Raw genomic sequence first — 12,945 nt, 5'->3', positions numbered from 1 at the left:
TTATGTACTTTTTTTCGCAATTTCCTTGGAAGAAAAAAAGGGATATAAAAATATTTTAATAATGTAGGCATTAAGTTCTAGTTTTTTAGTTTAAATTTAATGAAAAAAGGGAAAGTATTAATAGGTAAATTTATCACTTTGATAAAAAAGATATAAAAATGATTATTTTTTGTTTATTATATAAACATATCGAAAATACTAGATTTATTTACAAAAAAAGGTGTTAATATAGATATTAATTAATCTATATGAAAGATTTATAGATTATTAAAAATGGAGGTACTTTATTGTGAGAGAGCAAACGAGATATTCTCGTCTAGCCCATATAACTAAGCTGATCAATACAAAGCTAAATCTTAGAGAGGTATTGGAGCAAGTCGTCAAGGCTATATCTGAGGAAATTGTTCAATGTGATTCTGTCGGAATTTATTTGCCGCAGCAGGATGGACAATTTAGGGGGTTCGTAGGGAAACCCGAATATATTAATGGTTTTACGTTAGATATGCATTTGATTGAGACAGAATATGACTTGCTTGCTAAAGAAGTAATAGAAACACAAAAAACTATATATATACCAGATACCTCTAAGGATACTAGACCAGATCCAAGGAATGTAAAAGCTTTTCAGATAAAATCTTTACTAGCTCTTCCTATCTCTTTTGAAAACGAGCTTTTTGGACTAGTTTTCTTGTTCGATTACGGCACACCGATGAACCTGACGGAGGATGAGATTCAAACCGTAGAGGCTTATGTGAATATGGCTGGAGTTGCTATTCAAAATGCCACCAATCTCACTAGAAAAGAGAACCTAATAGCTGAGAAGCAATTGCTTCTAGACCATACTCGAGAGCTATCAATGTGTTCCACCATGCAGGAAGTAATTGATCGATGCTTCTTCTATGTAGGGAAAGTATTGGGCAACTATAATATTGGCGTTCATTTATTGGATCCTATGGCTGATAAGAATATAAAGCCAGCAAGTCTCAGTCAAAATAGTGATTGGACTGAAGAAGAATGGATGAAAACGCATAAAAAACTAAATGTAAATGAAAATGACCTCGTGTTTCAGGATGTTATTCAAACTAAAAAAGCGATTATGATACCGGATGTTTTTGCAGATGAGCGACCTGATCATGATGCATGTAGAACATTTGGGATAACAGGAATGTATATGCTTCCATTAGTAACGATGGGAGAAGTGTTAGGGGTAATTGCTGTTGTAAATTTAGATGAGGAAGACTTAAAGTATTCCGAGTCTGATATTCTTTTAGCGCAGTCCATTGTAGATGCAACTGCAGCTAGTCTTTCTAATATGCTTTTTATGGACAAGCAAGACACCATTATAGAAGAGAGAACCTCGGAAATCCGTGTAAAAAATACAGAGCTGGAAAGAGTTGTTCACGAGCTGCAGCATCTTAGTAATGAGAAAGAATTGATCTTAAACTCTGCAGGTGAAGGGATTTTCGGTATAGATTTGTGCGGAAGAATCACGTTTTGTAATCCAGCTAGTGAAAAGATGCTAGGTTATGAAAAGGGAGAGCTGATCGGTACGTTATCTTCTAGTGTTATTTGCGAAGAGATTGAGCAGTCATCCTTTGGAGAAACTGTGCAAATGTTTTGTAAGAAAGATAAAACAAATTTAGCTGTAGAATATGTTCTTTCCTCGATTGTAGAAGATGGCAATGTTATTGGGCAGGTTGTAACGTTCAAAGACATTACAGAAAGAAAGAAAATGGAGGAAGAGATCAGATACTTGGCTTATTACGTTAGTTTGACAAAGCTTCCAAACAGGGTCTTGTTAAATGATAAGTTAAAAAAAATACTAGAAGATAAGGAACAACAAGGAGCAGTTTTATACTTAGATCTAGATCGCTTTAAATTAGTAAATGATAGTTTAGGACATAGCTATGGAGACTTGTTACTTAGAGAAGTGGCAAACCGTCTTCAAATAGTAATCCCGACAGATGCGATTGCATCTCGACAAGGGGGAGACGAATTTACGGTTGTCTTGCCTAATATTCAATCTAAAAAAGATGTACTCGATGCTGTAGAGCGGATTTCAGACATATTCTCGCAACCTTTTTCATTAATGGGAAATGAAATTTATATTAAGACAAGCATTGGGATAAGCATGTTTCCTAAAGATGGTACGGATGTGGAAGTGCTGATAAAAAATGCAGATGCTGCCATGTACAAATCCAAGGAAAAATCAGGTACAGGCTACCACTTCTTTGAACAGGAGATGAATACCAGGTCATTAGAAAGCATTAAGCTAGAAAATGCTCTATATAAGGCGCTTGATCGGAACGAATTGGATGTGTATTATCAACCACAAATTGATAGTAGGACGAACGATATAATAGGAGTGGAAGCTCTTTTAAGATGGATACACCCAACAAAAGGGATGATTTCTCCTGCAGATTTTATACCAATTGCAGAGGATACAGGGCTAATTGTGCCGATTGGAGAATGGGTACTGGAGAATGCCTGTAAGCAGTTGAAAGAGTGGCATAAAGAAGGAAATGACTTTATGAGTGTTTCGGTAAACTTATCCAGCAGACAATTTGAAGAAAATGATTTAGTAGAAATGGTGCAGAGAGTTTTATCTGACGTAAACCTAGCTCCGGAATTCTTACACTTAGAGTTGACGGAAAATCAAATCATAAAAAATAAAGATTTGACCGTTGAAATGATGGAGCAACTTAAGGAGATTGGTGTAAAGATAGCGATAGATGATTTTGGAACAGGATATTCTTCGCTAGGCTATCTTAAAAACTTTCCAATTGATGCTTTGAAAATAGACAAATCTTTCATACAAGATATTAGAGAAGATGATGATAGTAATTCGGCTATTACTAATACAATCATTACATTAGCAGAAAATCTCAAGCTTAATGTAATCGCTGAAGGTGTCGAAACAAAGGAACAATTAGACTTTCTTTTGTCAAAGGGCTGCTATTTAATGCAAGGTTATTATTTTAGTGTTCCTTTAAAAGCAGGTGCATTGAAAGATAAATATTTAATGTAATAGGGGGAAATGGGATGAAAGCTGTTCGTTCTGTGTTGGAATATTTAAAGGGGATTGGAGTACAACACGTTTTTGGAATACCTGCAGGCTCAGTAAATGCATTTTTTGATGAATTATATGATATGCCGGAGATTACTCCCATAATTACTAAGCATGAGGGTGCTGCCTCATATATGGCTGCAGCCTATGCAAAATACTCGAATCAGCTGAGTGTATGTATTGGAAGTAGCGGTCCTGGAGGTACTAATTTAGTCACCGGTGCAGCTAATGCAATGAGAGAGCACTTGCCAATTTTATTTTTAACGGGAGCTGTGCCGGTAAGTACAGAAGGCTTGAATGCATCGCAGGAGCTAGATGCGGATCCGATTTATCATTCTGTCACGAAGTATAGTGTAACAGTGAGAGACTCAAAGGATTTATTAAAGGAAATTATTAAGGCTACCAAAATAGCAGTTTCCGGTGTTCCTGGTCCAGTACATATAGCTATGCCTATTGATGTTCAACAAGGTCCGTGTGGTAACGAAGAGATTCCTACTATTTTGGTAAGGGAAGAAGTTATACCGAATCTCGACATGATTAAACAGGCAGCTAAAGAGTTAGTCGAAAGAAAAAGTGGTTATATATTTGTAGGTCAAGGAGTTAGAAATTCAGTCGACCTATTATTTGAATTGGCAGAGATGCTCGAGTGGCCGATTATGACAACACCTGTCGCAAAGGGCTTTGTTCGTCAAGATCATCCATTGTCTGCAGGAGTATTTGGATTTGCAGCTACAGAACAAGCTACAAGTCTTATAAATGACGGAGATGGAAAATCTCTATTAATCATCGGTTCCAGTCTTGGAGAAACAGCTACTAATAACTATAATAGTAGCCTGACTGATGGGCGCTTTACGGTCCAAATGGATTTTGATGAAACCGTCTTTAATCGCAAGTACCCGATTGATATTCCTATCCTGGGTGATATTCAATTGAGCCTTTCTGCATTAATAGCAGAGCTCAAAGCTCTTGGAATAACAAGGAAAGAAATGGCCTTTTATAAAAAAGATAATGTCCAAAGTCATGAAGATTATACTACTAAGAATGTGTTACTTCAGTTACAGTCGTATCTCCCTTCATCTACCCGATACACAATAGATATCGGAGAATTTATGGCTTACGTTATACATGACATGGATGTCCTTGAATACAGTACATTTGATATAAATGTCCATTTTGGAGCTATGGGTAGTGGTATAGGTTCTGCAATAGGCGCTAAGCTTGCTGAGCCAGATCGTCCATCAGTAGCCATTACCGGTGATGGGTGTTTCTTTATGCATGGAATGGAAATATTGACTGCTAAGGAATACAATATCCCTGTGCTATTTGTTGTGATGAACAATGCTCGCTTAGGCATGGTTTACCACGGGCACAATCTGCAATACAAAAGGGTTCATCCAACCTTTGCGCAAGAGCCGATTAACATTGCAGCGATGGCAGCGGCTATGAACATACCTAGTGTTCGTATAGAGGAAATGGGAGACTTGAATGAGGAAGTCATAAACAGTCTCCTGCAGATGAATGGCCCAGCTGTATTAGAGATTTCATTGGTAGATAATAGTATCCCTCCAATGGGCGATCGAGTTAAATTTCTATCATCCTTTGGAAAATAATTAATATATAAAAACTCCTATCTCAGTGTTTGCGAGATAGGAGTTTTTTATATTTGCCTTATCATACTCAAAGCACTTGTATTTTATAAATCACTATATGTCGTGCGGGCTACTTCTATCAAACTATTTAGGACCTGGCCCTTAAATGAATCTTCAACGGATTGTCCATCTTCCGTGCAGAAATAGTAGCACATTTTTTCTTGATTATAACTGAACCCAAGCTCATTTAGCTTTTCGTGTAAATTCTCTGGTAAGCCATCTAATCCAGTCTTTTGTTTAAAATAATCAGTTGCTAAAATGTAAACGTCTATATCTTTTACCCCAGTAGAAACAATAAACAAATCATGGTCCTGTTTTAGAATCCATTGCTTCTTAGAATATAAAGAGATTTTCTTGTTTTCTAAAAATGCAAGTCCGTTTGTATTTATACCAAATAGGTTTTTTAGGAGAATGCGAATTTGCTCCCCAGTCCAATCTTGCTGTTGATTTTCCAGGTACCATGTAATGGCTGCCTTTGGAGTAGGCTCTTTCAGGTTTTCAGCAGTATCTATGTCTAACAAGTATGCTTTGTCTAAATCTATGTAAAAAGCATGGGATATAAAAAGGGAGATAGATTCGGTAGTTACCTCTACTTCTTTAGAACTAAAATACCGATCCATAGCTTCTATTTTAGACATTTCTACTAACTTGTCTTCAATTACTTCATTTTTAACGCCTTCACTTTTTAAGGTTTGGATGATTACTTCATCTATAGACGGATGGTATTTTGGAGAGTGTAAGAATGGCATAATATTCCTCCTTATTTTTTATTATCATACAATAAAAGTGGGTGGGGTGCTTCATTATTTAAATAATTATTTAAAAAAATTGAAAGAATCAACATAAGAAATACCCCTTTGTAGGAATCGTTAATCTATTTCATAGAGTTTAAGTGTATAATTTTATACGTTTATATTATATGATTATTTAGAAATATTAAATTTATTTAAAAGTAAATATATTTTATAGGAAGGTGTGCCTATGAGTGATTATCTAATTCAAAATGTTCAAATGTGCTTAGAGGATGGCCAATTAATCGACGGGGAGATTTTAATTGTTGACGGAAAGATAGCATCTATATCTGAAGGTACAATGGAAGAGTTTACTGGAGAAGTCATTGATGGTAAGGGATATGTTGCAATGCCTGGTTTTATAGATATCCATATTCATGGTGCTGCGGGGGCTGATTTTATGGATGGAGATCTCAAGGCTACGAAAGAGATTGCCGAATATTTGCCTCAAGAAGGAACAACATCTTTTTTAGCAACAACTATTACTCACTCATCAGAGCGAATTAAACAATCAATAGAAGTAAACACTCAATTCCTGAAGGAGGGTATAGAAAATCAGGGAGCAGAGATGCTTGGCTTTCATTTGGAGGGGCCATTTATACATCCAGAGCAGGCGGGGGCCCAGCCGCTTCAGCATATACAAAAGCCTTCTGTTGCTAGTTTAAATAATTGGTTTGGAGAACAACTAAGCAATTTGAAGGTGGTTACATTGGCTCCTGAGCTCGACGAAAATTTTGTCATGATTCAGTATTTAAAAGAAAAAGGAGTTATTTCTTCAGCAGGTCATTCGAAGGCGTCCTATCAAGACATTAATAATGCTGTAAAGAATGGGTTAACACATCTAACGCATTTTACTAATGCGATGACAGGTGTTCACCATCGAGAAATTGGGATGGTTGGAGCAGGATTCATGAATGAAATGCTTATCTGTGAAGTGATTGCGGATGGTATCCATTTATCAGACGATATGCTTCGATTAGTATTTAAGGTGATTGGACCGGAAAGAGTCATTCTCATTACTGATTCTATGCGAGCGAAAGGACTTCCGGATGGAAACTATTCACTTGGGGATCAGGAGGTCAACGTTGTTGGTCGAACTGCTACCTTAAAATCTGGTACGCTAGCTGGAAGTGTACTAAAAATGAATGAAGGTGTACGAAAAATTCAAGACCTAACTAATTTACCACTTCATGAGTTAGTGAAAATAACCTCAACAAATGCAGCGAAAAGATTAGGGGTAGATGATCGAAAAGGGAGTTTAGCAGTTGGGAAGGATGCCGACATTGTATTGCTAAATAACTCCTTTGAAGTACAATATACTTTTTGTAAAGGAAGGCTGAGTTATTCTAATGAGCAAAGGTAATATAACATGGTTGGAAGTTAAAACTTACGAAGAAATGAGTAAAATGGCAGCTACTATTTTTGAAAAGCAATTAATAGAAAAGCCATCTAGTGTATTAGGATTAGCAACAGGAGGAACTCCGATAGGTTTTTATAAAGAATTAGTGCAATGTTACATAAAAGGTGATATTTCTTTTGAAGAAGCAAGTACGTTTAACTTGGATGAATATGTAGGAATCGGGCCGGAGGAGGCTACAAGCTACCATAAATATATGCAGGAGCATCTATTTAAACATGTAAACATTCCAAAAGAAAGTGTTTATCTTCCAAATGGCTTAGCAACGAATTTAGAGAAGGAATGTGCCCGTTATGAGCATCAGATTGAACAAAAAGGTGGAATTGATCTTCAATTACTAGGGATTGGAGTTAATGGACACATTGGATTTAATGAGCCAGGTACGTCTTTTCAGTCAAGAACACATGTTGTCGAGCTTGCAGATAAAACAAAACAGGATAATGCTAAATACTTTCCAGAAGGAAAATCAGTCCCAGAGCTAGCAATTACAATGGGTATTGAAACAATTATGATGGCTAAGCAGATTGTGTTATTGGCCTTTGGTGAAAATAAAATAGAAACTTTGAATCGCATTAAGGAACAAGGTATCTCCGAGGATTTTCCGGCAAGCTGTTTGAAAATGCATCCTCATGTAACAATTATTTATGGAAGTTAAACATATATATTATCAAAAAAATGTTTGAGGAAGATATTGTATCTCCTCAAACATTTTAAATAAGAATAAATTCATTTTTTTCCTTCAATTGAAATTGATATATGTGTAAAAAAACGCTTAGTCTACAATTGTTTTAGGAAATTAACTAAATCAAGCTGATTTTCTGGAACAACTCCATGGCCGTCCTCGTATGTTTTATATGTAACATTAGCTCCAAGTTCCTCAAAATAATTTTTACTTTCTAATCCCCAATGAGATGGAATTATGTAATCGTAATCACCATGCGAAATGAACATAGTCAAATGATCGACAGGGTGCTTTCTATATTCCTCTTTCACAAAATCAGGTAAATAACCGCTTAAGGCAGCTACTCCTTTTATTACATCGCCCATAGTGAGAGCTATTGTTTGTGCCAATACGGCACCCTGACTAAAGCCAACTAAACTTATATTACTCTGATCTAAGCTATATTCCTGAATGGCCTCTGCAATAAATTGGTGTAGATAAGTAACTACCTTATCAAATACCTGTCTTTCTGGTATTCCTTCTTCCTCTATCGTGAAAAATGCATATCCAGGGTTAAATACAATTGGCCCACGCAAACTAAATATATGGTGGCTACCTTCTAATTCGCTTACTAGTTGGAGCAAATCCTCTTCGTTACTGCCCATGCCATGAAATAAGAAAAGAGATGGCTGGTCATTTCCTTTAGTGGTCGGTGCTATATATTTATATGTAAAAGGGGACTTCATATTAGCTACTTCCTTCCTTCTTGTAGTAAATACATTCTATCATATGCTTTATTTAATGATAAAAGATAAGTGCAACGACTTTTCTAGTTGTATACCGGTGGCTGAGGAGCTGCCTCCTCGCTTTTTCCCATTTGCCTGTCGGGGCAGAGATAGGCGATTGCGCTTTTCTTGGTGTCTAGCTTCATCGCCTTGCCCCTCGGGGTCAAATGGATAAAAGCTCCGGTGGCTGGGGAGCTGCCTCCTCGCTTTTCCCATTTGCCTGTCGGGGCAGAGATAGGCGATTATGCTTTTCTTGTTTTAACCAGGTTAAAAAGGGAAAAGTAAACAAACAATAGAAGCAAATAAGGAGATGGTTAAATGACTAATTCAAGGCAGATGCCAAAGGAAGAGGGTCTAGATCATAGTCTCACATTGTTACGTGAGGGATATATGTTTTTAGCGAATAGACGTAAAAGCTTTGCATCTAATATCTTTGAAACAAGACTGCTGGGGCAGAAGGCAATCTGTATGGGTGGCGAAGAGGCAGCTAAGCTTTTCTATGATAACGATAAGTTCATAAGAACAGGAGCAGCACCAAAAAGACTTCAAAAGACATTGTTTGGAGTAGGTGGAGTTCAAGGAATGGACGAGGAAGAGCATAGAAATAGAAAAGGGATGTTCATGTCTATCATGACGCCAAATCATCTAGAGCGTTTAAAACATCTTACTCAAAAATATTGGGATATCAAAAGTAAAGAGTGGGAACAGAAAGACCAAGTCGTTCTATATGATGAATCCAGAGAATTATTATGCAAGCTGGCGTGTGAATGGGCAGGTGTCCCTTTAAATGATGACGAAGTAAACAAACGTACAGAGCAGCTGACTAAATTATTTGAGTCTGCTTCTGCGCTAGGACCTGAACATTGGATGGGAAGACACGCTAGAAAAGAATTAGAGGATTGGATAGGAGAGCTGGTGGAACAAGTAAGAAATAGCCAACTACAGCCACCAGAGGGAACTGCTCTCAACAGTTTTTCCTTTCATAAGGACATAGATGGCAAACTGTTAGATAAAGAAATAGTTGCTGTAGAAGTGTTAAATATTATTAGACCGATCGTAGCAATCTCCGTTTATATTACCTTCACCGGATTGGCCGTTCATCAATATCCTGAAAATAAACCGAAACTTTTAAAAGAGGACGAATTCCTTCAAATGTTTGTACAGGAGGTAAGACGGTTTTATCCTTTTTTTCCTGCGACAATCGCTAGAGTGAAAAAGGACTTTACCTGGAACGGTTTTCAATTTGAAGAAGGAACCTTAACATTATTAGACTTGTATGGAACCAACCATGATCCTCATCTCTGGGACAATCCAGAAATTTTCAATCCTGAGCGTTTTGCGCAGTGGGACGAAAGCCCATTTAGCTTTATACCTCAAGGCGGTGGAGATTTCAATATGGGCCACCGCTGTGCAGGAGAGTGGGTAACTATTGAAATAATGAAGGTGAGCCTTCAATATCTTGCAAATAAGCTAGCTTACGACCTTCCAAATCAGGATTTAAGCTATAGCATGGTAAGTATCCCAAGTCTTCCGCATAGTAAGGTTATAATGGCCAATGTAAAAAGAAAGCAACAATAGGAGACTAACGATGAAAGAATTTAAAATTACTTACTTCTTTGATGAAAACCACTATATAAGAAGGTTTATTCACTTAGAATCATCGGAGGAAGCGGAGAGTCTAATCCGAAATGAAAGGGATCAGTTTATTTCCTTTTGGGATAGCAGAGGCATCTACCATGAATTGAATACGAAGAATGTCCGTGTAACCCAACTGTCTGAATACCATCGCATAGATAAAAGTAAAAAGGTACCCAAATGAAGCATAGTCTTCTGGGTACCTTTTTTCAAATGTGATTTTTGGCTGTATTTTCTTGCTTTAAGGTCAGTCGCTGTTTCTTTCCATACAAGTTAACGAGTAACAAGCTGCTTATTGCAACGGTCCCACCAACAATAGAAAGTGGAGAAGGAAGCTCATGAAGCCAAATCCAAGTAATAATTATAGCAACAACTGGCTCTGCGTATAATGTATTGGAAATAGAGCTGGCATCGCTCTTAGATAACGCTATTGCCCAAGTGAGGTAGGCTAAGGCTGTAGGAAATATGCCGATGTAAATCGCAGATAGATTTGCTTCTACAGTTGCGTTTTGAAGAGTATCGAATAGTCCAGGTGAAAATAAGAGAAATGGTACAGTACCAGCCCAAGTAAAGTAAGCAGTAAGCTCAATAGCGCTATATTTCTTAAATAAAGGCTTTTGATATACGAAAAAGATAGACGTGGCAAAAGCTGCAATTAGAACTAGGAATACTCCTGGAGAGATATCAAAGGATGAATCCCCCGTCCCTAAAGCAATAAGTATTATTCCAACAAAGCCAAACCCTAATCCTATCCATCCTACTTTTCCTAATCGTTCATTTAATATAACAACAGCCATCACAGTGGTAACAATTGGTGCAGAACCGATAAGCATACCTGCAGTCCCGGCAGAAATGGTCATTTGTCCAAATGTCACGCAAACATGGTAGAGGCTAATACCAATCCACCCTAAAATTAATATTTTCCATAGGTCACTTTTCTCAGGAAGTTTAAATTTACTTCCTGGCCAGAATGCAACAACTGCAAAAATAAGTGAGGCTATCAAAAATCTATATAAAGATAAGTGACCCGGAGGAAAGCCTCCATTTAAGCTAGCACTAATAGCTGCAAAAGAAGATCCCCAGATAGCTACAGTCATAATTGCGAGTAAAAAAGCTTTTGTATTCATCTATCATTCACCGAGCCTTATATAGTAAGATTCTTTATTTTAATATAACTAATGAATCTTACAACATATATGAAATTTAAACAACATGAAGACACGAAATGAAAAGAAAATTTAGCCGTCGTGTAGAAATTTAGAGACTATATTAGGACATTGTCTCTTTCATATCGGTCATATACTATTAAGAAATAAAAAGTTTTATATTTTTACATACTTGGAAAAAAATGATTTATTATATTGGGGTAATTTGAAAGGGGTGAACTAGAAGCAGAATCGAAAAGAGAAGAGCAGCTAGAATACAAATCGAAGGGGTAGGTCAATGAAAAAGTTATTATTTTTATTGCTGGTAAGTGGGTTACTGATGGTTGGTTGTAGTGACGAGACTGGAACAACGGATTCTCAAAGTAAAGGGGAAATAACTGTATGGGCTCATCCGTACACGGACAATCAGGAAAAGGAAGGGGAAATGTGGAAGGAGTTAATCGCTTCTTATGAAGATGCTTCTGGTGTGAAGGTTAACTTCCAACAAATTCCTTGGGCTAATCGCGATCAAAAGATATTGACTGCACTTGCAGCAAATAATGGTCCAGATGTATTTTATGCCATCCCTGACCAAATGCCTCAATATGCTGAAGCAGGGATGCTAGTTGACCTTAGCCCTTATATGGAAAACAACGATATGGACGATTTTGTGGAAAGCTCACTGGTTCCAACTAAGTGGAAGGGAAAAATGTATGGTGTGCCTATATTACAATCAGTCGAAACCTTTATGTACAACGTTGAAGTTGTGAAAGCAATTGGGGAAGACCCTTCCAAGCTTCCAACTACGTGGGAAGAGTTTGAGGAATGGGCAGCTAAAGCTAAAGAAAAAGGTTACTATGCTTCTAGCTTCCAAGGCGGGGGCTCGATGAATGGTACTCTCTATCCTTATTTATGGCAGGCTGGCGGTGAAATACTAACCGAAGACAATAAAGTAATGATTAATAACGAAAATAGCGTAGAGGCATTTGAATTTATTAACAAATTATATAGTAATGGTTGGATTCCGCAGGATTCGATTACTGCCTTAGACCATGATGCCTTATGGGATAGCGGAAAACTGTTATCTATTCAAGGAGCAGGAAAATCAGTAAGTAGAATGCTAGAAAAAGAGACCTTTGAGTTTGTAATTGCTCCGCCATTAAAGAATAAAAAACAAGCTACCTATGGTACCACTGGCATGTTTGTTGTTCCGGTAAATTCAGATAACAAAGATGCAGCTGCAGAGTTTATTAAAGTAATTACGAATGCTGAAAACCAACGGAAATTTAATAGAGAAACTCAATTCATTCCTACTAGAGAGTCAGCAAAAGATATTTATGACGATCAAAAATATCTTGCCCAATTAGCTTCTTACACGGAGTTTACACAGTCTGGAGTCATTCAACCAGAAGGGCGTAATATTATGCCATTAATACAAGCAGAACTTCAAACCATGCTAGAAGGTAAGAAAACTCCTAAAGAAGCGGCAGATGCAGCAGCCAAAGCTATTGAAGGAAAGCTAAAGTAACAAGAAAAGAGAGCGTGATCTAAAGAATAGATCCCGCTCTCTTTTTTAAGATTTCAGGTCCTCAACCAACATGTCTTTATTAACTAATGGTTTTTCTTGTTGTACTTTTTGTTTTTGCTCAATTCTTCTAAAGGCTCTAAAACTTAACACGGTTATTGCGTAGGCTAGAAGGCTTCCAGAGAAAAGTGGTATGGCTCCAGGTAAAAATGTTAGAAAAAAGTACATAGCAAATGTACTTGCTAAGATGCCAAAAAGCTCTAAGGGAGA

At 37.2% G+C, this 12,945-nt stretch carries 10 protein-coding genes and 1 pseudogene; 7 read left to right on the top strand and 4 right to left on the bottom strand.

What is annotated here, in order from left to right; genetic code table 11:
• The first annotated feature begins 286 nt into the window (after window positions 1–286).
• Window positions 287–3,028, top strand: a complete 2,742-nt coding sequence (locus tag AC06OU_RS14510) for a bifunctional diguanylate cyclase/phosphodiesterase (protein WP_475856728.1) — start codon at window positions 287–289, stop codon at window positions 3,026–3,028.
• Between the two features lie 14 nt (window positions 3,029–3,042).
• Window positions 3,043–4,677, top strand: a complete 1,635-nt coding sequence (locus tag AC06OU_RS14505; protein WP_475856724.1) for a thiamine pyrophosphate-binding protein — start codon at window positions 3,043–3,045, stop codon at window positions 4,675–4,677.
• A gap of 83 nt (window positions 4,678–4,760) precedes the next feature.
• On the opposite strand, the gene AC06OU_RS14500 is transcribed toward AC06OU_RS14505, so the two are convergent.
• On the bottom strand, window positions 4,761–5,465 hold the full coding sequence (locus AC06OU_RS14500; protein ID WP_475856723.1) for a hypothetical protein: 705 nt from the start codon (window positions 5,463–5,465) through the stop codon (window positions 4,761–4,763).
• 232 nt (window positions 5,466–5,697) lie between these two features.
• Here AC06OU_RS14500 and nagA point away from each other — a divergent pair, with 232 nt between their 5' ends.
• The gene (gene nagA / locus AC06OU_RS14495; protein WP_475856721.1) at window positions 5,698–6,870 is read left to right on the top strand and encodes an N-acetylglucosamine-6-phosphate deacetylase; all 1,173 of its coding nucleotides are present in this window, start codon (window positions 5,698–5,700) and stop codon (window positions 6,868–6,870) included.
• A gap of 1 nt (window position 6,871) precedes the next feature.
• Window positions 6,872–7,579, top strand: coding sequence for a glucosamine-6-phosphate deaminase (gene nagB / locus AC06OU_RS14490; protein ID WP_475856726.1), 708 nt, complete (start codon window positions 6,872–6,874; stop codon window positions 7,577–7,579).
• A 122-nt stretch (window positions 7,580–7,701) separates the two neighbouring features.
• On the opposite strand, the gene AC06OU_RS14485 is transcribed toward nagB, so the two are convergent.
• Window positions 7,702–8,331, bottom strand: a complete 630-nt coding sequence (locus AC06OU_RS14485; protein ID WP_475856719.1) for an alpha/beta hydrolase — start codon at window positions 8,329–8,331, stop codon at window positions 7,702–7,704.
• A gap of 357 nt (window positions 8,332–8,688) precedes the next feature.
• On the opposite strand from AC06OU_RS14485, the gene AC06OU_RS14480 reads away from it, so the two are divergent.
• Window positions 8,689–9,948: a cytochrome P450 gene (locus AC06OU_RS14480; protein WP_475856717.1), complete on the top strand. Its 1,260-nt coding sequence runs from the start codon at window positions 8,689–8,691 to the stop codon at window positions 9,946–9,948.
• A 10-nt stretch (window positions 9,949–9,958) separates the two neighbouring features.
• Window positions 9,959–10,189 (top strand): hypothetical protein, encoded by a 231-nt coding sequence (locus tag AC06OU_RS14475; RefSeq protein ID WP_475856715.1) that lies wholly within the window; start codon window positions 9,959–9,961, stop codon window positions 10,187–10,189.
• A 25-nt stretch (window positions 10,190–10,214) separates the two neighbouring features.
• Here the strand turns inward: AC06OU_RS14475 and AC06OU_RS14470 are convergent, their stop codons facing one another.
• Window positions 10,215–11,132, bottom strand: coding sequence for a DMT family transporter (locus AC06OU_RS14470; RefSeq protein ID WP_475856713.1), 918 nt, complete (start codon window positions 11,130–11,132; stop codon window positions 10,215–10,217).
• Window positions 11,133–11,448: 316 nt separating this feature from the next.
• Here AC06OU_RS14470 and AC06OU_RS14465 point away from each other — a divergent pair, with 316 nt between their 5' ends.
• Complete coding sequence (locus AC06OU_RS14465; protein ID WP_475856712.1) at window positions 11,449–12,678, top strand: sugar ABC transporter substrate-binding protein; 1,230 nt, start codon at window positions 11,449–11,451, stop codon at window positions 12,676–12,678.
• Window positions 12,679–12,723: 45 nt separating this feature from the next.
• On the opposite strand, the pseudogene AC06OU_RS14460 reads toward AC06OU_RS14465, so the two are convergent.
• Window positions 12,724–12,945, bottom strand: a pseudogene (locus tag AC06OU_RS14460) (hypothetical protein); the annotation flags it as partial.

This window comes from Psychrobacillus sp., assembly GCF_056205495.1.
This window is presented reverse-complemented; position numbering and strand designations above follow the sequence as displayed.